The sequence below is a fragment of the Gilliamella sp. wkB7 genome (assembly GCF_001693435.1).
GTDB classification, from domain to species: domain Bacteria; phylum Pseudomonadota; class Gammaproteobacteria; order Enterobacterales; family Orbaceae; genus Gilliamella; species Gilliamella apicola_N.
Genome location: NZ_CM004509.1, coordinates 1,439,358 through 1,464,907 on the forward strand (window position 1 = coordinate 1,439,358; position 25,550 = coordinate 1,464,907).

Sequence of the window (25,550 nt, forward strand, 5' to 3'; positions counted from 1 at the left end):
TAGTACATATCTACTGTCAGCCAACCTAAATGATATTTTATTAAGCAAACGATTCTAAGTAGAGGATTAATATGGCTCGTACAACCCCTATAGTACGCTACCGCAATATTGGTATTAGTGCACATATTGACGCAGGTAAAACAACAACAACTGAACGTATTTTGTTTTACACTGGTGTAAGTCACAAAATTGGTGAGGTTCATGATGGCGCAGCTACCATGGACTGGATGGAACAAGAACAAGAACGTGGTATTACTATCACTTCTGCTGCAACAACTGCATTCTGGTCTGGTATGGGTCAACAATTTGAACCACACCGTATCAACATTATCGACACCCCGGGACACGTTGACTTCACAATCGAAGTAGAACGTTCTATGCGTGTTCTTGATGGTGCAGTAATGGTTTACTGTGCAGTTGGTGGTGTTCAACCTCAATCAGAAACAGTATGGCGTCAAGCAAACAAATATAAAGTTCCACGTATCGCTTTCGTAAACAAAATGGACCGTATGGGTGCTAACTTCTTACGTGTTGTTGATCAAATCAAAACTCGTTTAGCAGCAGTACCTGTTCCTTTAGTTTTACCTATCGGCGCTGAAGAAGGCTTTACTGGTGTAGTTGATTTACTTAAACGTAAAGCAATTAACTGGAATGATGCTGATCAAGGCGTAACATTCACTTATGAAGATGTACCTGCTGACATGGTTGAGCAAGTCGAAGAATGGCGTGCTTACTTAATGGAAGCTGCGGCTGAAGCAAGTGAAGAGTTAATGGAAAAATACCTTGGTGGTGAAGAGTTAACTGAAGAAGAAGTTAAAGCTGCATTACGTGAACGTGTACTTGCTAATGAAATTATCTTAGTAACTTGTGGTAGTGCCTTTAAAAATAAAGGTGTTCAATTCATGCTTGATGCAGTTATTGAATATCTACCTGCACCAACTGATGTACCTGCAATTAAAGGTGAATTAGCAAATGGTGAAGCAGCTGAACGTCATTCAAGTGATGATGAACCATTCTCATCATTAGCATTCAAAATTGCAACTGACCCATTTGTTGGTAACTTAACATTCTTCCGTGTTTACTCTGGTGTTGTAAACTCAGGTGATACTGTTCTTAACTCTGTTAAAGATAAAAAAGAACGTTTTGGTCGTATCGTTCAGATGCACGCTAACAAACGTGAAGAAATTAAAGAAGTTCGCGCAGGCGACATTGCTGCAGCAATCGGTCTTAAAGATGTGACTACTGGTGATACTCTTTGTGCTGAAAGCGCACCAATCATTCTTGAAAGAATGGAATTCCCTGAACCAGTAATTTCAGTTGCAGTTGAACCAAAAACCAAAGCTGACCAAGAAAAAATGGGGCTTGCTTTAGGTCGATTAGCACAAGAAGACCCTTCATTCCGTGTTCACACAGATGAAGAATCAGGTCAAACAATTATTTCAGGTATGGGTGAGCTTCACTTAGAAATCATCGTTGACCGTATGAAACGTGAATTCAAAGTTGAAGCAAATGTTGGTAAACCACAAGTTGCTTACCGTGAAACCATTCGTAATGAAGTTGAACAAGAAGGTAAATTTGTTCGTCAATCTGGTGGTCGTGGTCAATATGGTCATGTATGGTTAAAAATCAAACCATTGGAAGCTGGCGGCGAAGGCTACAAATTCAACAATGAAATTGTTGGTGGTGTGGTTCCTAAAGAATACATCCCTGCAGTTGATAAAGGCTGTCAAGAACAAATGAAAAATGGTGTTCTTGCTGGTTACCCAATTGTTGATGTTGAAGTTACTATCTTTGATGGTTCTTACCATGATGTCGACTCATCAGAAATGGCATTTAAAATTGCTGGTTCAATGGCATTTAAAGAAGGTTTCATGAAAGCTAAACCAGTGCTTTTAGAACCTATCATGAAAGTTGAAGTTGAAACTCCAGAAGATTATATGGGTGACGTAATCGGTGACTTAAACCGTCGTCGTGGTATGATCGAAGGTATGGAAGATACTGCTACTGGTAAAACAGTTAAAGCACAAGTTCCACTTTCAGAAATGTTTGGTTATGCAACAGATCTTCGTTCACAAACACAAGGTCGTGCTTCTTACTCTATGGAGTTCTTGAAGTACAATGAAGCGCCAACCAATATTGCTACAGCAATTATTGAAGCTCGTAAAGCGAAATAATTTTTACATAAATAAAGTAACACTTCCCTTTTATTTAGAAGGGAAGTGATTTAATAAAGGAACATTAAGATGTCTAAAGAAAAATTTGAACGTACAAAACCCCACGTTAACGTTGGTACAATCGGCCACGTTGACCACGGTAAAACAACTTTAACTGCAGCTATTACTTCTGTACTTTCTAAAAAATACGGCGGTCAAGCTCGTGCATTCGATCAAATCGATAACGCACCAGAAGAAAAAGCTCGTGGTATCACCATCAACACTTCACACGTTGAATACGATACACCAACTCGTCACTACGCACACGTAGACTGCCCGGGCCATGCTGACTATGTTAAAAACATGATCACTGGTGCGGCACAAATGGACGGTGCTATCTTAGTAGTAGCAGCAACAGATGGCCCTATGCCACAAACTCGTGAGCACATTCTTTTAGGTCGTCAAGTAGGTGTTCCTTACATCATCGTATTCTTAAACAAATGCGATATGGTTGATGATGAAGAATTATTAGAATTAGTTGAAATGGAAGTACGTGAACTTCTATCTCAATACGATTTCCCAGGTGATGACACACCAGTAATTCGTGGTTCAGCGCTTAAAGCGTTAGAAGGCGATGCAGAATGGGAAGAAAAAATTGTTGAATTAGCGGAAGCATTAGACAGCTATATTCCAGAACCAGAGCGTGACATTGATAAACCATTCTTATTACCAATCGAAGACGTATTCTCAATCTCAGGTCGTGGTACAGTAGTAACAGGACGTGTAGAGCGCGGTGTAATCAAAGTTGGTGAAGAAGTTGAAATCGTAGGTATCAAACCAACAGCGAAAACAACTTGTACTGGTGTAGAAATGTTCCGTAAATTACTAGACGAAGGCCGTGCAGGTGAAAACGTTGGTGTATTATTACGTGGTACAAAACGTGAAGAAATCGAACGTGGTCAAGTATTAGCAAAACCAGGTTCAATCACTCCACATACAGATTTTGAATCAGAAGTGTATATCCTAAGCAAAGATGAAGGTGGTCGTCATACTCCATTCTTCAAAGGTTACCGTCCACAGTTCTACTTCCGTACAACTGACGTAACAGGTACTATCGAATTACCAGAAGGCGTAGAGATGGTAATGCCAGGTGATAACATCAAAATGACTGTATCATTAATTCACCCAATCGCGATGGCAGACGGTTTACGTTTCGCTATCCGTGAAGGCGGTCGTACTGTTGGTGCTGGTGTTGTTGCTAAGGTTATTAAATAATCCATGTTAACTATTTAGAGCATTATTCTTAATGCTCTTTATCAGTACAAGAGGCGCGTATTATACGCGCCTTCTTTATGTTTATCTCGACTGCTTTAATAATGCCAATTTACCGTTTTAATTTTTATGTACTTTATTTGTCTTTTATAAAACACTATTCCTAAACGCCAACCGCTTTTTTTAAAATGAACGTTGAAAAGGCAGAGTAAGCTCTTTCAAATAAGCTTCATTTAGTATATTAATTCGATTATTTTCAATTTGAATAATTTGTTGTTTTCGCCAGTTCGACATTAATCGACTTAACGTTTCATAACGAATACCTAACTTTGTCGCTAACTGACCACGAGAAATAGGCAATATAAATTGATAAGTGTCATCGGAGGAACATAATGACAACAAATAACTAGCCAAACGCTGTTCTGAGGAGCTTGAAGTTAACCAATCGATATTATTTATTTGCTCATATAATTTAGTACTGAAACGAATTAATAAACGTTGCATAATAATGGGATTAGTTTTGCAAACTTGCAATAAACTCTGTTTTTCAATTAATAATACCGAACAATCTGTTTTAGCTCTAATCGTCATTGGAAAACGATTATGCGGCATAAAGATAGCGGCAATAGCCACTAATTGATAATGATTAAAAATACCAAAAATCTTTTCTTCACCTAAATAAGTACTGCGATAAACTTCAACTTCTCCAGTTAAAACAAGCACACAACAAGATAGGGGTTTACCTTCATAACTGATCATTTCCCCTTTCGTCAATTGCTTATAGCTAGCACTTTCAATAATAGGTATTAATGTCTCTTTGGTTAATCCTTGAAACAACTCAACTTGATTTAACCAACCAAAAATCTGTTGCTCAGTTGGTATATTTTTGACAAATATCATAGGTTTTGCCTAAAGATGCTTCTAGAATGAATTCAATATAATTGATAATAGTTCTTATTTCAATACTCATAATCACCTTAAATGATTGAAATAACCTTATGAAATATATGTTTTTATTCGCAAAATTGCAACGAATCGTTTACTCACTAAATATAGGAGTTGTTTATGACAAATAATACCATTAACCCTGCTCAAGCATTCGAAATCACTTCATTAATTAACGCAACAGAACAAAGTATTGCTAGTCGGATTTTAGCTAAAACAACAGGGGGCAATTTAACGCTCTTTGCTTTTGATAAAGGGCAAGGATTATCTGAACACAGTGCCCCTTTTGATGCCATTGTCATGGTTATTGAAGGTGAACTAACCTTAATTATTGATGGCCAACCCGTTAAAGCTGTACCCGGTACCATTGTCAGAATGCCTGCTAACATTCCACATGCGGTTGAAGCTCCACAAGCAGCTAAAATGTTATTAATCATGTTAAGAGAAATTATGCAAACTACCAATTGAGGTGCTATATAATGGACGACATAAAAAAAGAAGCTGGGCATAAATTTCTTGCTCGCTTGGGTAAAACCAGATTACGCCCGGGTGGTAAAAAGGCTACCGAATGGTTGTTTAAACAAGCACACTTTACACCACAAAGTCAGGTACTTGAAATTGCATGCAACATGGGTACAACATCCATCGAAATTGCTCAGCGTTTCGGTTGTCATATAATTGGTGTAGATATGGATAAACTTGCTTTAGAAAAAGCAAAGCAAAATGTTATTAAAAATAAAGTTACTCATTTAGTTGATATACAACAAGCCAATGCATCAACATTGCCCTTTGCTGATAATAGTTTTGACATAGTGATTAATGAAGCGATGTTAACAATGTATGCGAATAAAGCTAAAACGCATTTAATTAAAGAATATTATCGAGTATTAAAACCAGGAGGCAAACTCCTCACTCACGATATTATGCTAGTTAATCCAGAACAATCACAGGAAGTTATAGAACGAATTCATCAAGCAATTAATGTTAATGCCCAGCCGATTAGCAATGAATCTTGGCATGCCCTTTTTGCTAATGTTGGATTTATTGATATTCAATCACAACACGCTGCTATGACACTAATGTCTCCTAAAGGCATGATTCATGATGAAGGATTATTAGGAACATTCAGAATTATTCGTAATGCACTACGTAAACAAAATCGACCACAATTTTTTAAAATGTTCAAAACATTCAAACAATACCGAAACCAACTTAATTATATTGCCATCTGTTCTATCAAACCTAAATCAGCGATTTGACAACCACTATAACGCTATCGAAAATGGGAATACCATGACTTAATAGCGTTTTTTTGCTATAGTAAACGCCATTTTATTTAACTTGGATTATTCATACCCATGGAATCTATACCTAACTGCCCTGTTTGCCAGTCTGAACATACTTATCATGATGGTTCATTTTATGTTTGCCCTGAATGTGCTCACGAATGGGATCCGAACGATGTTGCTTCAACCGATGAAGGATTACAAGTGAAAGACAGTAACGGTAATTTACTTGCTGATGGCGACGATATTATTTTAATTAAAGACCTTAAATTAAAAGGTTCTTCTACCGTTTTGAAAAAAGGGGCTAAAGCCAAAGGCATTCGTTTAGTCGAAGGCGATCATGAGATCGATTGTAAAATTGATGGCATGAAAATCATGCTTAAAGCTTGTTTTGTAAAAAAAGCTTAATTGATATCAATAAAATGCTGATTATATCAGCATTACTTTCTTATTTAGTTTTAACTCATCTTTTTTAAATTATCATTTAATGTAATTCAACCTATTTTTATACTGAAATGTATAGTTAACCTGAAACTTTTTTACAAAAATGAACATTGAATGTGATGAATAGCTAATGAAAAGAATAATTAAATAAGAATTAAATTGATAAATTTATCAATTATATAATTAATATCACATTACGGAACATCGCTTAAAAACCATAAAATAACAGAAATGTGATTAAACATTTGTTCAAAAACAAACTCAGTAAATGTCGGCAACATCGAAATTAAATAGCTTAACATGATTAATCCTAACAATAGTGTTAGTGGATAACCAACCACAAAAATTGATAATTGTGGTGTAATTCTATTTAATAACCCCAATGATATATTGATGATTAACAGTAAAGTCATTAAAGGGAGCGCTAACATAATGCCATTGATAAACAGTTGGTTACTTATATCAATTAAGGCTAAATAGCCATTTGCAGGCAATGTCATAAGCCTAATTGGAACAATATCAAAGCTATTTGAAATACCATATAATAACCATAAATGACCATCTAAACTTAAAAAAATCAGTAATGCTATAATATTAATTAATCGAGATAAAACAGAAGTGGAAGGCCCTCCGATTGGATCAAAAAAAGTTGCCATTCCCAGCCCCATTTGCATTCCAATTAATTCACCCGAAATTCTGACTGTTATAAACGCAAGTTGCATAGTAAAACCAATCAATACGCCAATCATTATTTGCTGAGCAATAACCCATATCCCTGTAAGAGAATAGATTTTTATATTATCATCAAGATGAGGAAGGGGTAGAAGCATAACAATTACTAATGCTAAACCAATCTTTATGCGATTTGGTACTTCTTTTTCACCAAAAATTGGCGCAACCATAATTAATGCCAAAATGCGCACAAATGGAAAAAAAACATCTTTAATCCAAGAAAAGAAATCAATATTAAATAGACTGTTAATATTAAAATCCATCATCTTTAATGAGTTAAGTTAGGAATATCTGTAATAACAATTTGAATGTAGTCAATCATCGTTGACAACATTGATGGCCCCAAAATAATTAAAACCACAATTACAGCCAAAATTTTGGGAATAAATGATAATGTCATTTCGTTAATTTGCGTAGCCGCTTGCAATAAACTAATGACTAAACCAGTAACTAAAGCGGCTAACAGTAAAGGACCAGCAAGGGATGCTGCGACTTTTATGGCTTGCATTGCCAAAGTACTAATATATTCAGGTGACATACTATTCCTTCATTCGTATTTCTTAACTAGAATTTTTTGACTAAAATTGCCTAACTAAAATTTCTTAACTAAAAAAACTTTGTGCTAATGAACCAAGTAATAAGTGCCAACCATCTGCTAATACAAACAACATCAACTTAAATGGTAATGATACCGTTGCAGGTGGAACCATCATCATCCCTAATGCCATAAGTGTACTGGCTACCACTAAATCGATAATTAAGAAAGGAATAAAAATCGTAAAACCTATTTGAAAAGCGGTTTTTAACTCACTGACTACAAAAGCAGGTACCAAAACGTTTAAGGGAATATCTTCTCGGGTTTGGATCTCATTTTGATGGGACATATTCACAAATAACGCTAAATCATTTTCTCGGGTTTGAGTAAGCATAAACGCCTGCAATGGTTTAGTTGCTGTGGATAAAGCTTCTTGCATAGTGATTTGATTTTGTGAATAAGGTATATAAGCATCTTGATAAATTTTATCAGTCACCGGTGACATAATAAAAAATGTCATAAAAAGAGCAATACCAAAAATGACTTGGTTAGGTGGAGCGGATTGTGTCCCTAGAGCATTACGCAATAAGCCCAAAACAATAATAATGCGAGTAAAGCTGGTCATTAACAGTAGTATTGCAGGAATAAAAGTCAGTAAGGTCAAAAAGACCAATGTTTCTACGGGTAACGACCAGCTTTGTTCATTGTCCAACGTAGTACGAGTAATAATAGATAACGGTGAAATTTCAGCAAAACTATATTGGCTAATCGTCAATAAGCTCAGCAAAATAACAGATTTTAACCGCACTACCCATTACTCCTTTCTTAATTTCAAAATGGACTGTAACATTTGCTCAAATATTCTATTTTTGGAAAAATCTTTCACTCCTGAAGAGGGTTCTGCTAGTAGCATATCGGTTCGTTGTTCATTTATGGTATGCAGTAAAGTCATCTGCTGCCCAGTCACACCAACAACTAATAATTGATTATCGACATGAACCAAAACAATTCGCTCTTTAGGATTGATATTGTAAGTGGCTTTCACCTCAATCAATTGTTTATTTGGCTTTTTCCAATTAAAGCGTTTTACTATCCACCCTAATAATAAAATCACAGCAATCACACCGATAAGCGACATGCCCATTGATGTAGCCATTTGCGTGTTTATTTTTAATTCAGGTGATACAGAAGTTATCGCAATTGTATCTGTTGCTGATATTGAAGGCTGAGCCTTATTTTCCTGTATAATATCCATTAACGACTTAACCTACGTACACGCTCTGATGGAGTTATAATATCGGTGATGCGCACGCCATAATTATCACCAACAACCACAATTTCGCCTTGGGCAATTAAATAACCATTAATTAATATATCTAATGGTTCACCAGCAAGACCATCTAATGCAATGACTGATCCTTGAGTTAAATTTAATAAATCTTTGATTGCCATCTTGGTTCGACCGAGTTCGACACTCAAATCAATCGGAATATCTAAAATAAGATTAATATCCTGCTTTTGTTCTTCGGTTTGTTGTAGTGATAGTGTTTCAAAAATAACGCCTTTAGTAGATAATTCATCACTGTTTTCATCGACTTTCGGGATATCTTCACTATCTTGTCTGATATCAGTCATTTTGCATTCCCTCATTTAATTGTTCTATTACAGGATTAATAACCTGTTCTACTTTAATTGCATATTGTTTATTAACTTTACCGTAATGACCTTTTAATACTGGTACACCTCCGACGGTAACATCCAAATTTGTCGGTTTGTCGATCACTAAAACATCATTAGTTTTTAACGCTAATAGCTTAGAGACAGTAGTTTGAATACGAGTAAAATTAGCAACTAATTCGACAGTTGATTGTTTAATGCCAGAAGTTAATGAACTCATCCAAATATTATCATCTTGATAAGTTTGCTGCTCAATAGGTGGTTTTATTAAAGATTCTTTAATTGGCTCAACCATGGCATAAGGTATACAAATACAAAATGTCGCTTTAAAGCTACCAATTTCAATTTTAAATTTGCTAGTTAATACAACATCATCAGGAGAAGTAGTAATATTAGTAAACTTACTTTGTATTTCAGAGCGGATATACTCAGTTTCAATTGAATAGATATCTGCCCACGCATTTTGATAAATAGTTAATGCTAACGATAAAACTCGTTTAATGATTTGTTGTTCAGTATGAGTAAACTCACGACCTTCTGTTGCAACCTTATTTGTATGTCCATCCCCACCAAATAATGTATCAACCACAATAAACACTAATTCAGGTGAAAACGAAAATAAACAAGAGCCTCGCAAAGGGTTAAGATGTACTAAATTTAAATGATATGTTGATGAAATATCGGAAAAATATTTAAAGGTTTGTGTTTCAATTGGAGATGCAATCACATCAGTATTGCGACGTAACAGATTAAATAAACCTATCCTAAACTGGCGAGCAAAACGTTCATTAATAATTTCTAATGCTGTTAAACGTTCAGGAATAAAGCTGTGTTTGACCGATAAATCGTAAGGTTTAACATCGGCTTTTTTGCCTGATGGTAATGATACAACACTTGTATCAGTAACGTTATTCTCAGTAGCAATTGAGCTTTCTGATACGGGGTTATAATCATCTTCGTCATTAATGTCGGTTATCGGTTCACGCTTATCAGACATAACAATCACCGTATAATAAAATCAGTAAAGAGCACTTCGTCGATTTTTACTGAGTGTTTGATATCATATTGGCGTGATAATGTATTTTTTATCTGTTCTTGTAATTCAAATTTACCCGTTTCTTGTTTTAATTTATTAACATATTGTTTAGATAATAAAAAAAGGATATCACTTCTAACTTCAGGTAAATATTCTAATAATGCGGTTTTTTGGTCTTCATCGGCGACACGCAGTACCATACCAACATAAAGAATTTTATTAATATCACTACTATCTTCTGATGTAGGCAATGATACAGTAAACGGTTTTAATGTTAAAAAAACCGGCGATACGATAGTTATTTCATCTTGCTCTTTAGCCTTGGTTTTTGATTGATTTTGGAACCATAAATAAGCAGCTATACCTAATGCTAACAGCGTGATGAGAATAAGTATTAAGTTCAAAATATTCACTTTCTTTGGGGTAGTTGGCATATTTATTCTTATCTCAATAAAAAATTTATAACCATTAAATGGTAATAATGAGAAGAATAATAAATCAAACACGTAAAATTGATTTGAAGAATAGGCAACAAAAATATTACCTATTTAACGTTTTCAATTTATTTTTAAGGTACTAAGCAGACAATAAATCATAAACTATCTTTTAAGCAAATACGCTCAAACCTGACTTAATAATATGTTTTTCGTTGTTTGACTGCTCAGTAATTTTGTCTACTGTGTTTGATACAACGGCATTCGATTGTTGACGATGATTATTTTGATGATGCATCGCTGATTGCTCGCCATCACTCATCATCGAAAAATCACTTATATCGGTTTGTTGTAAGGTAAAGCCTTGTTCTTGTAATGAAGTTCGTAAAAATGGTAATGCAGATTCTAACAACCCTTTTACCATATTATGTGCAGCCATCATATGAAGATTGATATTATCATCGGTCATAGCAAGTTTAATATGTAACGAACCTAATTCTTGAGGATGTAATTTAATTTCGGCAGTTTGCATTCCCTGACGGTTAAACATCATAATGTGCTGAGTTAAGGATTTTTGCCATTGCGCTACATCAACAGGCGTAGATAAATCCATTGTGTAAGGCGTTACAGTCGAATTAGCTGACGATAACAAGCTAGGTTCATTGGTCATCGACGACAAAGACGAAGCTTGATGGATAGGCGTTATTGCATCGTTACTCCCTAAATTCATAGCAAAATCAGTTTGAGGAGAGACCACTTTTGGCATAACATCACTAATGCTTGATAAATTATTTGATGAATTAAATAAATAATTACTTGTATTATGGTTAATTTCAGTGTTTTTATGGTTAATAAATGCTGAATCTGCTTGACGTTTTGCTTCAAATAACGACATAAAATTATTTTGTTGCGTTATCGAGTTAATTACACTTTCTTTATCATGAATAACTTCGTTGGCTGGCTCACTATCTAATAGATTTGTCGGTAAATTGGTCAACAAATTATCTTCTAATAGTTCAGAATTTATCTTATTTGTTGGCGGTGAAGATAAATTCGTGGGTATATATCTGTTTTCTATAGCGTTTATCTCTGTCGCATTGATACTAGCCAATTTTTCCCGTTCGAAATACTCAACAGCAACTGGATAACCACCAATAGTTAACTCATTATCCGTAGCGTTATTATCATCAAATTCCTCATTATCAATATCACGCGATTTGCTTTGCGTTGGTTTATTAGCAGGGTGGCTATACTGTTCACTCAGTAACAATAATTGCTCAAACAGATTACTATCATTATTGATGGTATCTTTAGTAACAACCTCTGATTGATGTACTGGCATTAAGTTTAAATTACCAATCAAATTAATACTCACTCAATATCCTCCTTGCTAATTGCTGCTGGGCAAATTCATCGGTCAGTTTTTGTTGTAAACGATTTTGCTGTTGTAAATATTTGTTATATTGCTTACTTAACAATGTTGTATAGGTGTTCAAACTTTTTTGTGATTGATTAAGCTGGTTAGTAATCTGCTTTTGTTTGATATCTAAGGTTAATAACAGTTTTTTTTGCTGCTCTATCCCTTGTTCAATAGTGGCAATAAAAGCATTAAAATTATTTAATTCATATCCTTTTATACCATCAGATAAGGCATCATTCAGCTTTTGTTGATACTCAACATAGTAATCATTTAAAACATTGAGTTGTGACTGTGCTTTATCCTGATTCTCATTCGCTTTCTTTAACTTAAGTAAATTATCGTCAACCGATTTTTGCGCTAATTTTTTTAATGTTAAAAAAGCTAATTGTGAAGGATTTTTATTCATGAGTACTTTCCTAACCGGTTAATGTTGACTCACAATCGCAGCTAATTGTTGGCAAGCCTCTTCATATCCACAATGTTCGTAAATACCTTGTTGCAAAAATTTTTGCATAGCTGGATATAAATTTATCGCCTTATCTAGCAAAGGATCAGTACCTGCCACATAGGCGCCAACATTAATTAAATCGCGATTACGTTGAAAACTAGAAAATAACTGTTTAAATAAGCGTGATTTCTTTTCATCTTCAGTAGCGGTAAGATCGGTCATTACTCGACTAATGGATGCTTCAATATCAATAGCGGGGTAATGACCTGACTCAGCAAGCGCACGCGACAAAACAATATGCCCATCTAATATTGCTCTAGCCGAATCAGCTATCGGATCTTGCTGATCATCACCTTCGGTTAAAACCGTATAAAAAGCAGTTATGGCCCCTTTGCCATGTTCGTCATTACCCGCTCTTTCAACAAGTGCCGGTAATTTTGCAAATACAGAAGGAGGATAACCTTTGGTTGCTGGTGGTTCACCTATTGCTAAGGCAATTTCTCGTTGCGCCATAGCATAGCGAGTCAAAGAATCCATGATTAATAAAACATTAAAACCCTGATCGCGAAAACTTTCAGCAATTCTTGTTGCATAGGCTGCACCTTGCAAACGTAATAATGGTGATACATCGGCTGGTGCAGCAACCACAACAGCACGCGCTAAACCTTCTTCACCTAAAATATTTTCGATAAAATCTTTAACTTCTCGTCCACGTTCACCAATCAAGCCCACTACAATAATATCGGCTTGTGTATAACGAGCCATCATACCGAGTAAAACACTTTTACCAACACCAGAACCAGCAAATAATCCCATCCGTTGACCTTGTCCGACAGTTAATAATGCGTTGATGGCTCTTACCCCAACATCAAGAACTTGATGAATGGGGGTGCGATTTAAAGGATTGAGTGTTTTATTGACTAAACCGGCATATTCAACATGTTCTGGTAATGGCTTACCATCTAATGGTTTACCCATGGCATCAACGACTCGACCTAATAACGCCATACCGACTGGTAATAATTTATGGCTAAAATGCGCTAAATCATATTTTAAAGTATAAACTCGAGCACCTAATAAAATCCCATCTGTCGCCTCAAATGGCATCAAAAATAATGTTTGCCCATTGAATCCAACCACTTCACACTCAACCGCATCAAGTTGACCATTAGATTGCCGCTCAACAAAACAGTTTGAACCTAGTGGTAATTTTAATCCCACAGCTTCAAGCACTAATCCCGAAGCTTTGACTAATCGTCCATATTGGCGAATTAAGGATAAAGATTGAAGTTTCTGTGTAGCTTGGCTAATTTTGTTGATCCATTGCGATGAGTAGGTCATATTAATGCTCACCTTTCATGTAAACAATCGGACATGATTTGCCAATGATTGGTAACATTGGTATCAATTTCATTAGTATCTGTAAAAATTTTACAGCCACCACTTTCAATATTAGGATCGGCGATAAATTGCCAATGGTATTGTTTAATTTCTTCACTTATTATTGGCTCTAACCACAACAGATCATCGGGATTAAGATGCAATAAAATCGGTTCTGATAACATCGAACACTGCTCAATAAGCATTTGTATCGTAAAAACCAGCTGCTTTTGTTTGACTTTAGAAAGAGTGCCAACAGTTTTTTGTGCAGCAAGCAAGGCTAAATCAATTAATTTGGGCACGATTAACTCATCTATATCATTAATTGACTGCCGAAAATTGCGAATTAGATCAGTGATGTTCTCTACCGCTTTTAACTTTTCATCACTAAGTTGCTGCTCTATCTGTTGACGTCCTTCTTGTTGTCCAAGAGCAAATCCCTGTTCATAACCCGAGTGTTTACCCACATCAAACCCTTCAGTTTGACCTAAAGTGAACCCTTCTTGATAAGCTTGTGCTTTAACTTCTTGCTTTAACTGCTCAAGTGTTTCTTGAACAATATCAGGTTCTTCATTCGATTCAATTAACTCTAACGCCTGTTCAGGCTGGCAAATTTCACTTTCTTGGTTACTATAGTTGGTACTTAGTTGTGATAATGTTGCCGAGGTTAAATCCTGAAAAATAAATGGTTTCCAGTTCAACCTACTGGATTGATTATACATACTCATCATCACCACTACTCAAAATCACTTCACCACTTTCGGCTAAGCGACGCGCAATAACCAAAATTTTCTTCTGCTCAGTTTCAACTTGTGATAAACGCACTGGTGGTCTATTTTCTAGATCCTCACGTAAAATAGAGGCGGCACGTTGTGACATATTACTTAATAACTTATCACGCAATGCGCTTGATGCGCCTTTCAAAGCAATAATTAATGTTTCATTATCGACATCTTTAAGTAGACGTTGAATACTTCTGTCATCAACTTCAATGAGATTTTCAAATAAGAACATTTCATCAATAATTTTCTGAGCAAGTTCGTTGTCATAATCACGCAACGCATTAATAACAAGCTCTTCTTGATGAGATTTCATTAAGTTAATAATTTCTGCTGCGGTACGAACGCCACCCATATTATTAAGTTTAAGATTTTGGCCATGTAATAATGTAGATAATGATGTCGATAAAACTTGTAGCGCTGATGGTTCAACACCTCCAAAAGTTGCAATACGTAACATGACATCATTACGTAGTTCGTCATCAAACAGATTTAAAATTTCAGCAGCTAAATCTCGATTCAGATGAATTAAAATAGTAGCAATAATTTGTGGGTGTTCTTTTTTAACCAGATCAACTGCCCGTGCTGCATCAACAAAGTTAAGCATTTCAAGACCATCGGTGGCTTCTTCGCGATCAGTCTCTAACAACTCATCAAGTAAACGTTCGGTTTTTTCACTGCCAATAGATTTTTCGAGTACTGAACGTAAATAACCATCCGCATCGGTAGTTAAAACGGCACAATTTTCAAGTGTAAATTGACATTCATTAAGAACACTTTTCAATTGCTCTTGCGAAAGCTGTGGTAAAGACATCATTGCACTACTGATGTGTTGTACCTCTTTAGGGCTAAGATATTGCATCACTTTGGCAGCAAGATTTTCACCCAATATCATCATTACTGTAGCGGCTTTTTGAGATTCACTTAAATTCATTATTCTGTGTCCCCCTTATTCATCCAACCACGAATAATTAATGCCATTACCCGAGGGTCTTTCTCGACAATTTTTCTAATATATTGTTGTTGTTGCATATTATCTTCAAATATTTTCTGCTGCTGTTTACTGTGCGCTTTATAATCTAATTTCTCATCTAGCGTTGCCTGAGCATCCGTCGCTTTATTATTAACATTTAAGTACTGTCTTTGTAGTTTCAGCCATACTGAACGCAATACTTTTCGCCAGATAATCCAAATGATTAAAATATAGATTAAATATTTACCGCCTGTTTTGATAGAATCATAAAATTCAGGCGTTTTCCAAAATGCGATACCGCTATCTTCATCAAATTCTTGATCAGTAAACTTCAAATTGGCAACAGTCAAACTATCACCACGTAATTGGGAAAAACCCATCGCTTGACGAGCTAATAATTCAATGTCGTTTAATTCATTACTATCGAGTTTTACCCATTGTTCGGTTGGAAGTGATGATTTATTTTCATCATCACTCTCATTTGTCTCATTATTCTCTAACTGATTGGTCACAAACTTATAGTTAACTAATACTGCAACCGATAAACGTTTAATACGCCCTTCAGGTATTTTGCTGTGTACAACTTGCCGATTTACTTCATAATTTAAAGTATTATTGGATTGCCAGTTACTTGGCTGTTGCTTATCAGTAATATCTTTGGATTCCTTGTCTTCATCAATAGGGGCACTTGATGTGGGTACGGGTTGATTAGATAACGCACCTGGCACACCTCCTATGCCATAACTATTAATTAATTGCCGATTTTCCGTTAACTGTTTACTGCGAATAGTTTGCTTGGCAATATCACTATTAGGATCATAAATTTCTGACGTTGATTCTTGTCGGCTAAAATCAACCTCAGCATTCACTTGCACCCGAACATTATTTTTACCCAAAATAGGAATAATAATTTTTTCAACGCGCTCACGAACACTGTTTTCAATACGTTCACTAAATTCTAATTGCGCCACATTGGCATTTCGGTCACGATAATTTTCACCTGTTAATAGATGACCATGTTGATCAATAATCGTAACTTTATCAGCTTGTAATTCGGGTACGCTGCTTGAAATTAAATGAATAATGGCATCAATTTGCCCTTGTGATAGACTGCGACCAGGTAATAACGTCAATGCCACAGATGCGGAAGGAAATTTTCGTTCTCTGACAAATAATGATGGTTTAGGCATCGCCAAATGCACTCTAGCATCATCAATACTACTTATAATCGATATTGTTCTGGATAATTCACCCTCCAAAGCACGTTGGTAATTTATCTGTTCATTGAATTGACTCATACCAAAACTTTCTTTATCGAGTAATTCAAAACCAACAGCGCCACCTTTAGGTAATCCTTGTTGAGCAATACGCAAACGCGTATCATAAACTTTATCTTCAGGAATTAAGATGGTCGAACCAGACGATGAAAATTTATAGGGGATATTCATCTTATCAAGTTGGCTGATAATCTCGCCACCATCTTTATCATTTAAATTACTAAATAAAACACTATAAGAGTCATCTTTAACCCATAAATAGATGATACTGATAATAGCAATAGCAATAACAGCTGCAATTGACCATGCCATTTTGGTATTTTGTTTTATTTGATTTATAAAAGGTAATTTATTTAATTTTGATTCGCCTTTACCGTCGACTGTTTGGCTAGCCATAAAAATCCTAATGCTAAGCTGATTAGATTAATTCTAGGGTCTATTATCTTTGCATTAATAAAAATCAATAGCTAAAAAAACACAGCATTTATCCCTTACTTATGCCATTTATTTTTTGCCTTGTGTGATAAATTGCACCGTAAAGTGATAAAATGAAAATTACCAAGCCGTTATGACAACGATCAATACATTAAATACAAATGAACTTACAAACTTTAATGCACCATATGCAACTAAGCCTCAATTAAAAGCTGAGAATAACTTTACTAATGAGTTAAAAACCGCATTGGATAACATTAGCCAATTGCAAATGCAAACCAATCATTCGGCTAAAGCGTTTGAAATGGGAGAACCGAATGTTTCTCTAAATGAAGTAATGGTTAATATGCAAAAATCTTCAGTTTCGTTACAATTTGGTATCCAAGTTCGGAATAAATTAGTTTCAGCATATCAAGAAATCATGAATATGAATGTTTAAACCATTATCGGATAGCTAATCATCTACTAGATGATGGTATTTTGGTTTAAAAAATATAATTAATTAACTGCCAATTTTTATAGTAAATTGGCTTAACCTCACCACTATTGTTGCAACAACGACTAATCAATCGCTCTCCTTTTAAATTTTTATTATTTGAAAAAATTAAGATTATTAATTTTTAACACCATGCAAGTTATTACATACAATCGGCATGGTAAAGTTTGCCATTTAGTTTTACATTAATAAATAGTCTGGATCAAGTTAAGACTCAGGTGATCAGTTTCCCAGCAATCTTTTCAACGGGCAATGCCACTTAAAAACTTTATAATGCTCGTTTATTTTTTGGCAAGGTATGTTTACAAACAGAACTAAGGTCTGAAGAATTTGAAAATGGTTATCATAAATGGACACTCAATCTTAATGATCCTTTAGGTAATTCATTAGGTTGTGAGTATACATCATATAACAACATCAGAACTTATCTGGTTCTTGATACAAAAGGCCCAAGTTATTGCAAAGTGAACTAATCGCTAGTACAAGCTAATTGTATGTGTTAACGATGTAAAACTAATCAATAAAAAATTTGAAGAAAGGTGTTTTTTATATGTTAAAAACCCTTTTCCTCAATTACTTTTAATTAATTACCAATTTAATTAATAAGGTCAAGGGTATCTAGTTACTTATACTAGGTTGGCTACTTTTTGATAACTGCCTATTTTGGTTTGATAATCAACTTGTTCGCCAATAAGCTTGCTCAGTTCACTACGCCGTACATGCATTAATTGGGCTAATTGCTGATGATTATTAATTATATTGTTGAAATACATTTTCATAATATCTTGCTGTTGTATAGACATATTTTCAATAACAGTCAAACCTTCATTTAATTTAAAATCCTCTGTTAACTGATGATATTTAGGTTGCCAACTGATTAAAGATTCCCAATCTTCTTTTTGAGTATCAATTAGCATTTGTTCAACAACATAATTAAGTTGCTCATATTGTTCTAATAATAAATTAGTATTCAAAGCCATTAGCTCCACTATGCTATCTCTCGCCAAGCTTGAGCAATATTATCAAGCAAATCAAAACAGGTTTGCAGTTTTTCCCTATCATTGTGTAAGTTAGCTAAAACCAATTGCTGGCTAATGTAGTGATACAGTTGATCTAAGTTTTCGGCAATTTCACCACCCTGCTCTAAATTAAGACAACTTTTAAGTCCATTATCAATGATATTAATTGCTTTTGAAATGGCTTTTCCTTTACCAGCAATATTCCCTTTTTCTATGTATAAATCAGCAAGTCGAATAGCATTAAGTGCACCGTCAAATAACAAAACAATAAGCTGATGTGGTGATGCCTGACTGACACTGGTTTCTAAATTAACTTGCTTATACGCTTGAGATCCCATTTTATACATTGTTATCCCTTATTTCTTTAAATTAGCCATCATTTCAAATTGGGTAGTTAGGTAATTGCTCATACCATTTAATTCATTGATCAAAATATCCAATTTGGTAAATTGAACCCGATACCGTTCAATGGTTTGGTCAATGGAGTTATTGACTTGATCATAGCGTTTATCTAATGATTTTAGTGTTGAATTTAAACCATTAGTTGCAGTATCAATCATACCATCACTATCTATAAAGCTACTTACTTTGGCAAACACTTCGTTAGCAATGCCTGTTGTTTCACCATCGCCTGTAAATAAAATGGCTACCGCTTCACTATTTTCTTTAAGGGCTTTTTCCAATTCGTTTTCTTTAATCACCAACTTGCCATTGCTGTCCATATTGATACCAATTTGTGACAGTACCGATAATTCACCAGCTTGACCCTTCGAAAATATAGAGCGAATGCTTTGATCAATATTACGTAGTGTGGAATCTCCAATTAGTGGTCCATTATTACTATTTAATTCATCTGAATTGGCATCGCTGGCAGTAAATTGCGTTAAGGTTGATATGGTTGATTGCAATTGATTAAATGCATCCACCCACTCTTTAAGTGCCTCTTGCGTTTTTTCATTATCGGCCGCGATAGTTAAATTTTGTGAGGTAGTTGTGACCGCTTTTAACGTGATATCAACACCTGGAATAACATCTTTAACAGTATTTGATGCACTATTAACCGTAATACCATTAAAACTAAATTTGGCATCTTGCGCTTTAGCGACTTCACTCATTGCCGATGAATCAGCTTGATGAATATCGAAACCAATGAGTGAATTAAGCTTATCATCATCCGATGAAACAGAAGTAATGGCTTGTTGCTCACCGGTTTCTTTTGATGTAATAACGAGCTGATAACTACTCGTTCCAGAACGCACAATGGTTGCATTTACGGTTGATTCACTGGTCGAACCATCTTCATTAACCACTTTCGCTTGATTGATCGCATTGGCAATCGACTCTAACGACGTCTCATCTTTGGATAAAGTAACATTTAACTTTTGGCCATTAGCTTGTTCAATGGTAAGCGTTCGAGTTTCATTATCATTGCCGAGCGCTGCATTTTTATCATTTACCACGTTGGTTGCAACGCTGTGTGCACGAGCAAGTTGTTCTACACTAACCGCATAATTACCCAATTGAGCATTACTGCTTACATTAGTCGTAAAATAATTGTCATTACCTGATACTGTACGTCCATGAAAAATTTCTTTTTTTTGCAATTTTGCTGTCGCACTATTAAATGTGGATAACGCACTTTTTAACTTGCCAAAACCACTAATCTTATTATTTATTGTTTTTTGCTGCGCTTTTATTGGGGTAAGACGATTTTTTTCAACGGCTTCTAATTGATCTAATACTTCATTTAAATCAATACCAGAACCAATTCCTAAAATACTCATTGCCATGATTAATTATCCTAATATAAATTCTTTCATTACTTGTTTTATCGACCAATGTAATAAAAAGTTTAGTATTGAGAATAAATTCACAGATTAAAAGTAACAATCTGAGATTGTTTAACAGAGTAGGATATATTTTGTATAAATGATATTTATATAACTAATTGAAAAATAAAAATAATATTATTTATTTTTAAATATTTTTTTTTAAAACCAATATTCGTGGAAAAAAATACTAAAGTTTCTTTTTTTAAAACCGATAACTAAATTATCAGCAAACGTATTGAATTATTTTCTTCAATATCGTGTTGATCAAACTTATTATATTAAAGGAGATAAAAATGGCACAGGTAATTAATACCAATACGATGTCTTTAATGGCAAGAAACAACCTAAATCATTCTCAAAGCGTTCTTGGAACTGCAATTGAGCGTTTATCATCTGGTATGCGTATCAACAGTGCTAAAGATGATGCAGCAGGTCAAGCAATTGCTAATCGTTTTTCTTCAAGTATTCGTGGTTTAACTCAAGCAGCACGTAATGCAAATGACGGTATCTCAATTGCACAAACAACTGAAGGGGCATTAAACGAAATCAACAATAACGTACAACGTATTCGTGAGTTAACTGTTCAAGCGGCAAACGGTACTAACTCTGAAAGCGATCTTGTATCAATTCAAAATGAAATCGATCAACGTTTACAAGAGATCGACCGTGTATCTGCACAAACTGACTTTAATGGTACTAAAGTATTATCTGAAGATAAAACTCTTAACATTCAAGTAGGTGCAAACGATGGTGAAATCATTGCTATCAACTTGAAACAAATTGACAGTGAAAAATTAGGTTTAAATGGTTTCAATGTATCAGATGCTCCAACTGCGGATCCATTAAAAACAATTGATGCGGCATTATCAAAAATTGATGAATTACGTGGTGAGCTTGGTGCGGTACAAAATCGTTTTGAGTCAACTGTAACTAATATCAACAATACTGTAAATAACCTAAGTTCAGCGCGCAGCCGTATTGAAGATGCAGATTACGCGGAAGAAGTATCTAATATGACTCGCGGTCAAATCTTACAACAAGCAGGTACTTCAGTATTAGCACAAGCGAATCAAGTACCTCAATCTGTACTTTCTCTACTACAATAAAGTATACAATTAGAATTCATGGTCACTCTAATTTGTACTATAGCAATAATGGTATTTTTTAATACCATTATTGCTAAAAAAGTTAATTACCTATTTTTTTCATCTTATTCTAGCCATTAATTCAATCAATTAGCGTGATAATATTCGTTAGCATTTTTTTACATTGGTTCAGAAAATGAGTGATAGCCTGTATAACTCTCAAGGTATAGTGAATCAAATTGATTGGCAACAGTATATCTATTTAGTTCGTAATGAAGCACTTAAATTAGCGGTTCGTTTGCCAACCACAATTGAACTTGATGACTTATTACAAGTAGGTTATATCGGTTTGTTAGAGACCATAAAGCGGTATGATGCTTCCCAAGGTTATTCATTTACCACATTTGCCATTCCTAGAATAAAAGGCGCTATGCTAGATGAACTGCGTAGTCGAGATTGGTTACCAAGACAAACGCGGAAAAAAATTAAAGATGTGACAAATGCAATTAATGAGTTAGAAAAAAAACTAGGTGTACCTCCTAATGACCATCAGATAGCGGCATATTTGCAATTATCTATTACTGAATATCACAAAGTATTATTAGATTCAAATTATAGTCAGATATTTTCCTATGATGAAATACAAAAAAAATTAGGCGATAACTTCGACACATTAATTGAATCAAGCTCTGATAATAACCCTTTTTCTTCAATCATTAATGATGAAATTCGCAATATCATGATTCAACAGATAGATAAATTACCTGAAAAAGAAAAAATGGTTTTAGCACTTTATTATCAAGAAGAACTGAATTTAAAAGAAATTGGTAACGTGATGAATATTAGTGAGTCTCGTGTAAGTCAGTTACATAGTCAAGCAATTAAACGAATACAAAGTAAGATTACCTTATAAAAAAACAGAATTAAAAGAGTAAAACGCAGAAAAATAATTCGAAAATAAATTGAAATAATTTTTTTATTGACCTTTTTCATTTAAAAATGTAATTTTAAGTGCAAAAAAATTATTGTTGTTTTATTTTATCAAATATTCGTTTTTTTATACGGATATAAATGAATATGGATGGGTGATTAAATTGGGAAATATACTAGATGATGATATTTTGAAATGTATACACCACTTGAATCTTTCAACACTCTTGTTAAGTCAAAAGATGCTTGAAAAAGATAAAGCGATGGCAATGTATCGATTAGGTATTGATGAAGAAACAGCCGACATACTTAGCAGTTTAAATACTTCGCAAATGTTAGTTTTATCCGAAACTAATCAATTAACATTTCAATTGCGATTTGAAAACGCAGAAATGATGAAGAAGCTCACAGAAGATTCCCGCATAAGTGATATAAAACAAATGCATACGGGCATACTTTTATCAAGTTTACTTTTAGATTCATTAAATAAGTAGTGAAAAGGATTCAGGATGAAAGGTACAAGTATCATTCAAAAATATAAGGAAGTTCAATTAGCTACCCGATTAATTTCACTTGGTGCAAGAATTCAAATGCTAGAAAGTGAAACAAATTTAAGTCGAGGTAAACTAATAAAACTGTATAAAGAAATTCAAGGCTGCCCTCCTCCTAAAGGTTTATTACCGTTCTCCACCACATGGTTTATGACTTGGGAACCCAATATTCACTCTAGTATATTTTACAACGCTTACCATTTTTTAGTGAAACATGGCACAAAGCCTGGTATTCAAACAATTTTAAAAGCCTACCAACTTTATTTAGAACAATGTTCATTTTCACATGAAAACGAACCAGTCTTAGGAATAACCCGCGCTTGGATCTTAGTCAAATTTGTTGAAAGTAATGTCATGCAACAATCCTGTTGTAAAGAGTGTCATGGACGATTTATCACACATGCTTACCAACCATACAACAGTTTTATTTGCAGTTTATGTCAGCCACCATCAAGAGCGGAAAAGAATAATAAAACCCCTAAAGAAAACCATGCAAAGTGTTTGCAGGTATTATCAATACCTAGTGGTTTTAATTCAGCAATTGCTAAAAAAATGACAGTTTGAAATTAATAGTAGAAACATTAATTATGGAGAAAAAGGAAATCCAATGCTAATAATTATAGGTTATATTGTTGTTATCGCTTCTGCACTACTTGGTTATGTTTTAAGTGGTGGTTATTTAGCAGTTCTTTTTCAACCATTAGAGTTTCTAATTATTGGAGGAACTGCAATCGGGGCTTTTATTGTCAGCAATGAAAAGAAAGTAATAAAATCGACACTTAAAGCATTAGGTCAATTGTTTAAATCATCCAAATATAATAAAACACTTTATCTAACTCTTATTAATTTAATGTACACCATTCTTACCAAAATTCGACAAAATGGTACATTATCCATTGAATCTGATATTGATAATCCAAAAGAAAGCGAATTATTTAAAAAATATCCACTTATTTTAGCAAGTCCTCAAATCTGCGACTTTATTACTGATTATTTGCGATTAATGATTAGTGGCAATATGAATGTATTTGAAATTGAAGCACTAATGAATGAGGAGATTGAGACTTATACTCACGAATTAGAAAAACCTGCTGATGCAATTTCAGCTGTTGGAGATGGATTACCTGCTTTTGGTATTGTGGCTGCGGTTATGGGAGTTATCAATACGTTAGCACAAGCAGACAGACCAGCAAGTGAATTGGGAGAACTTATTGCTCACGCCATGGTAGGAACTTTTCTAGGTATTTTGCTTGCTTATGGATTTGTCTCACCACTAGCGGCGTTATTAAAGCAAAGAAACGCCAGTGTGATAAAAACGCTGGAGTGTACCAAAGTCATACTTATTGCAAGTATGCACGACTATGCTCCGCAAATTTGCATTGAATTTGGACGAAAAACGTTATTTTCTCATGAAAGACCATCTTTCTTTGAATTAGAAAAATATATCCAAGACGTAAAAGATAAAAATGCCAACTCAAATGAAAATAACAAATAATGAAAGACAAATCTGTAAGAATAATCACTAAAAAAAAATCCGGGCATGGTGGCAGTCACCATGGTGGTTCGTGGAAAATTGCTTATGCTGACTTTATGACAGCAATGATGGCACTTTTTTTGGTCATGTGGTTAATTTCCAAAGCGAGTCCGCAAGAATTACAAGGTATTGCAGAATATTTTAGAACACCTCTTATTTTAGGACAAAATGGCGGTAAAAACCTAAGTGATAGTGAAAGTCCTATTCCAGGTGGTGGTGACGATGTTATTAAAAAATTAGGTGAAGAAACAAATACGCTTTCAAACCAAAGCCTAACAGAATCTGAATCTAAACAACTTGAAAAATTAGAGCTTATAAAAACAGCTCAAAAAATCTATGAAGTGTTTGAGATCGATCCGAGGTTAAAAAAATTAGCGGCCAACCTGATTATTGAATTAACTGAATTGGGATTACGGATTCAAATTCTAGCAACGGATGACAACCCCATGTTTGAAGTAGGAAGTGCCGTTATTCATTCTGACATGCAACACATTTTACATGCACTTGCACCAATTTTAAATTCTTTGCCAAACAAAATGACATTATCTGGTCACACTGATGAGCGTCAATATGTAACGGGTGATCGAGGGTATAGTAACTGGGAGCTATCGGCTGATAGAGCTAATTCATCAAGAAGGGAACTTATTGCTGGTGGATTAGATTCTGGCAAGATTATTCGCATTATTGCTCTTGCCGATACAGTTAGTTTGAATAATAAAAATTATAGCAAAGATGCTAATCGTCGTATTAGTATTTTAATTTTGAATAAGTCGGCACAACAATATATTGAAGATGAAAATACGATGACAGGAATAGATTTTTTAAAACAAGCAAAATCAATTAAATCAGAGTAATACCAATAAAAACAATTTAATTA

Annotated in this window: 29 protein-coding genes; 12 read left to right on the forward strand and 17 right to left on the reverse strand. The window is 34.5% G+C overall.

Annotated features, from left to right (window positions below):
• Nucleotides 1-71: 71 nt before the first annotated feature.
• Together fusA and tuf are read left to right on the forward strand one after the other, a co-directional pair.
• Entirely contained in the window at nucleotides 72-2,174 is a 2,103-nt protein-coding gene (gene fusA / locus A9G17_RS06225; protein ID WP_065737966.1) for an elongation factor G, read from the forward strand.
• 69 nt (nucleotides 2,175-2,243) lie between these two features.
• A complete protein-coding gene (tuf, locus tag A9G17_RS06230) occupies nucleotides 2,244-3,428 on the forward strand; it encodes an elongation factor Tu (protein WP_065737967.1) in 1,185 nt (394 codons plus the stop codon).
• A gap of 180 nt (nucleotides 3,429-3,608) precedes the next feature.
• Here the strand turns inward: tuf and A9G17_RS06235 are convergent, their stop codons facing one another.
• The gene (locus A9G17_RS06235) at nucleotides 3,609-4,325 is read right to left on the reverse strand and encodes a Crp/Fnr family transcriptional regulator (RefSeq protein WP_065737968.1); all 717 of its coding nucleotides are present in this window, start codon (nucleotides 4,323-4,325) and stop codon (nucleotides 3,609-3,611) included.
• A 165-nt stretch (nucleotides 4,326-4,490) separates the two neighbouring features.
• Here A9G17_RS06235 and A9G17_RS06240 point away from each other — a divergent pair, with 165 nt between their 5' ends.
• The 3 genes from A9G17_RS06240 to A9G17_RS06250 all read left to right on the forward strand — a co-directional run bounded on the left by A9G17_RS06240 (nucleotide 4,491) and on the right by A9G17_RS06250 (nucleotide 6,064).
• Nucleotides 4,491-4,838 carry a cupin domain-containing protein gene (locus A9G17_RS06240; protein ID WP_065737969.1) on the forward strand — a complete coding sequence of 116 codons (348 nt, stop codon included), beginning with the start codon at nucleotides 4,491-4,493 and terminating at the stop codon, nucleotides 4,836-4,838.
• 11 nt (nucleotides 4,839-4,849) lie between these two features.
• Complete coding sequence (locus A9G17_RS06245) at nucleotides 4,850-5,629, forward strand: class I SAM-dependent methyltransferase (RefSeq protein ID WP_065737970.1); 780 nt, start codon at nucleotides 4,850-4,852, stop codon at nucleotides 5,627-5,629.
• Between the two features lie 99 nt (nucleotides 5,630-5,728).
• Nucleotides 5,729-6,064 carry a zinc ribbon domain-containing protein YjdM gene (locus A9G17_RS06250; RefSeq protein ID WP_065602954.1) on the forward strand — a complete coding sequence of 112 codons (336 nt, stop codon included), beginning with the start codon at nucleotides 5,729-5,731 and terminating at the stop codon, nucleotides 6,062-6,064.
• Nucleotides 6,065-6,294: 230 nt separating this feature from the next.
• Here the strand turns inward: A9G17_RS06250 and fliR are convergent, their stop codons facing one another.
• The 13 genes from fliR to fliF form a co-directional block, all read right to left on the reverse strand.
• Complete coding sequence (fliR, locus tag A9G17_RS06255; protein ID WP_065737971.1) at nucleotides 6,295-7,098, reverse strand: flagellar biosynthetic protein FliR; 804 nt, start codon at nucleotides 7,096-7,098, stop codon at nucleotides 6,295-6,297.
• A 2-nt stretch (nucleotides 7,099-7,100) separates the two neighbouring features.
• Nucleotides 7,101-7,370, reverse strand: coding sequence for a flagellar biosynthesis protein FliQ (gene fliQ, locus A9G17_RS06260; protein WP_039129046.1), 270 nt, complete (start codon nucleotides 7,368-7,370; stop codon nucleotides 7,101-7,103).
• A gap of 64 nt (nucleotides 7,371-7,434) precedes the next feature.
• Entirely contained in the window at nucleotides 7,435-8,112 is a 678-nt protein-coding gene (gene fliP / locus A9G17_RS06265) for a flagellar type III secretion system pore protein FliP (RefSeq protein ID WP_335340560.1), read from the reverse strand.
• A gap of 69 nt (nucleotides 8,113-8,181) precedes the next feature.
• Nucleotides 8,182-8,622 carry a flagellar biosynthetic protein FliO gene (gene fliO / locus A9G17_RS06270; protein ID WP_065737973.1) on the reverse strand — a complete coding sequence of 147 codons (441 nt, stop codon included), beginning with the start codon at nucleotides 8,620-8,622 and terminating at the stop codon, nucleotides 8,182-8,184.
• Nucleotides 8,622-9,002, reverse strand: coding sequence for a flagellar motor switch protein FliN (gene fliN, locus A9G17_RS06275; protein WP_065737974.1), 381 nt, complete (start codon nucleotides 9,000-9,002; stop codon nucleotides 8,622-8,624). The genes fliO and fliN overlap by 1 nt, the downstream gene beginning before the upstream one ends.
• Nucleotides 8,995-10,041, reverse strand: coding sequence for a flagellar motor switch protein FliM (gene fliM / locus A9G17_RS06280; protein ID WP_065737975.1), 1,047 nt, complete (start codon nucleotides 10,039-10,041; stop codon nucleotides 8,995-8,997). Before fliM ends, fliN begins: the two co-directional genes overlap by 8 nt.
• 5 nt (nucleotides 10,042-10,046) lie before the next feature.
• Nucleotides 10,047-10,514 carry a flagellar basal body-associated FliL family protein gene (locus tag A9G17_RS06285; RefSeq protein WP_065737976.1) on the reverse strand — a complete coding sequence of 156 codons (468 nt, stop codon included), beginning with the start codon at nucleotides 10,512-10,514 and terminating at the stop codon, nucleotides 10,047-10,049.
• A 172-nt stretch (nucleotides 10,515-10,686) separates the two neighbouring features.
• On the reverse strand, nucleotides 10,687-11,889 hold the full coding sequence (locus A9G17_RS06290) for a flagellar hook-length control protein FliK (protein WP_065737977.1): 1,203 nt from the start codon (nucleotides 11,887-11,889) through the stop codon (nucleotides 10,687-10,689).
• The gene (gene fliJ / locus A9G17_RS06295) at nucleotides 11,879-12,340 is read right to left on the reverse strand and encodes a flagellar export protein FliJ (protein ID WP_065737978.1); all 462 of its coding nucleotides are present in this window, start codon (nucleotides 12,338-12,340) and stop codon (nucleotides 11,879-11,881) included. The genes A9G17_RS06290 and fliJ overlap by 11 nt, the downstream gene beginning before the upstream one ends.
• A gap of 18 nt (nucleotides 12,341-12,358) precedes the next feature.
• A complete protein-coding gene (gene fliI / locus A9G17_RS06300) occupies nucleotides 12,359-13,723 on the reverse strand; it encodes a flagellar protein export ATPase FliI (protein ID WP_065737979.1) in 1,365 nt (454 codons plus the stop codon).
• Nucleotides 13,724-13,731: 8 nt separating this feature from the next.
• Complete coding sequence (locus A9G17_RS06305; protein ID WP_065737980.1) at nucleotides 13,732-14,484, reverse strand: flagellar assembly protein FliH; 753 nt, start codon at nucleotides 14,482-14,484, stop codon at nucleotides 13,732-13,734.
• The gene (gene fliG, locus A9G17_RS06310; protein ID WP_065737981.1) at nucleotides 14,477-15,475 is read right to left on the reverse strand and encodes a flagellar motor switch protein FliG; all 999 of its coding nucleotides are present in this window, start codon (nucleotides 15,473-15,475) and stop codon (nucleotides 14,477-14,479) included. The genes A9G17_RS06305 and fliG overlap by 8 nt, the downstream gene beginning before the upstream one ends.
• A complete protein-coding gene (fliF, locus tag A9G17_RS06315) occupies nucleotides 15,475-17,187 on the reverse strand; it encodes a flagellar basal-body MS-ring/collar protein FliF (protein WP_065737982.1) in 1,713 nt (570 codons plus the stop codon). Before fliF ends, fliG begins: the two co-directional genes overlap by 1 nt.
• Nucleotides 17,188-17,359: 172 nt before the next feature.
• On the opposite strand from fliF, the gene fliE reads away from it, so the two are divergent.
• Nucleotides 17,360-17,665 carry a flagellar hook-basal body complex protein FliE gene (gene fliE / locus A9G17_RS06320; protein ID WP_065737983.1) on the forward strand — a complete coding sequence of 102 codons (306 nt, stop codon included), beginning with the start codon at nucleotides 17,360-17,362 and terminating at the stop codon, nucleotides 17,663-17,665.
• A gap of 683 nt (nucleotides 17,666-18,348) precedes the next feature.
• On the opposite strand, the gene fliT is transcribed toward fliE, so the two are convergent.
• The 3 genes from fliT to fliD are packed head-to-tail and all read right to left on the reverse strand — an operon-like array spanning nucleotide 18,349 to nucleotide 20,531.
• Complete coding sequence (gene fliT, locus A9G17_RS06325) at nucleotides 18,349-18,702, reverse strand: flagellar protein FliT (protein WP_065737984.1); 354 nt, start codon at nucleotides 18,700-18,702, stop codon at nucleotides 18,349-18,351.
• An 8-nt stretch (nucleotides 18,703-18,710) separates the two neighbouring features.
• A complete protein-coding gene (fliS, locus tag A9G17_RS06330; protein WP_065737985.1) occupies nucleotides 18,711-19,088 on the reverse strand; it encodes a flagellar export chaperone FliS in 378 nt (125 codons plus the stop codon).
• A gap of 9 nt (nucleotides 19,089-19,097) precedes the next feature.
• Complete coding sequence (gene fliD, locus A9G17_RS06335) at nucleotides 19,098-20,531, reverse strand: flagellar filament capping protein FliD (RefSeq protein WP_081301698.1); 1,434 nt, start codon at nucleotides 20,529-20,531, stop codon at nucleotides 19,098-19,100.
• Nucleotides 20,532-20,866: 335 nt separating this feature from the next.
• Between fliD and A9G17_RS06340 the strand changes: the two genes are divergently transcribed.
• The 6 genes from A9G17_RS06340 to motB all read left to right on the forward strand — a co-directional run bounded on the left by A9G17_RS06340 (nucleotide 20,867) and on the right by motB (nucleotide 25,527).
• Nucleotides 20,867-21,679, forward strand: coding sequence for a flagellin N-terminal helical domain-containing protein (locus tag A9G17_RS06340; RefSeq protein WP_065737987.1), 813 nt, complete (start codon nucleotides 20,867-20,869; stop codon nucleotides 21,677-21,679).
• 175 nt (nucleotides 21,680-21,854) lie between these two features.
• Complete coding sequence (locus A9G17_RS06345; RefSeq protein WP_065737988.1) at nucleotides 21,855-22,571, forward strand: RNA polymerase sigma factor FliA; 717 nt, start codon at nucleotides 21,855-21,857, stop codon at nucleotides 22,569-22,571.
• Nucleotides 22,572-22,761: 190 nt separating this feature from the next.
• Nucleotides 22,762-23,082, forward strand: a complete 321-nt coding sequence (flhD, locus tag A9G17_RS06350; protein WP_065739108.1) for a flagellar transcriptional regulator FlhD — start codon at nucleotides 22,762-22,764, stop codon at nucleotides 23,080-23,082.
• Between the two features lie 15 nt (nucleotides 23,083-23,097).
• Complete coding sequence (gene flhC / locus A9G17_RS06355) at nucleotides 23,098-23,703, forward strand: flagellar transcriptional regulator FlhC (protein ID WP_065737989.1); 606 nt, start codon at nucleotides 23,098-23,100, stop codon at nucleotides 23,701-23,703.
• A 43-nt stretch (nucleotides 23,704-23,746) separates the two neighbouring features.
• The gene (gene motA / locus A9G17_RS06360) at nucleotides 23,747-24,634 is read left to right on the forward strand and encodes a flagellar motor stator protein MotA (protein ID WP_065737990.1); all 888 of its coding nucleotides are present in this window, start codon (nucleotides 23,747-23,749) and stop codon (nucleotides 24,632-24,634) included.
• Nucleotides 24,634-25,527 carry a flagellar motor protein MotB gene (gene motB, locus A9G17_RS06365; protein ID WP_065737991.1) on the forward strand — a complete coding sequence of 298 codons (894 nt, stop codon included), beginning with the start codon at nucleotides 24,634-24,636 and terminating at the stop codon, nucleotides 25,525-25,527. Before motA ends, motB begins: the two co-directional genes overlap by 1 nt.
• The last annotated feature ends 23 nt before the right edge of the window (nucleotides 25,528-25,550 follow it).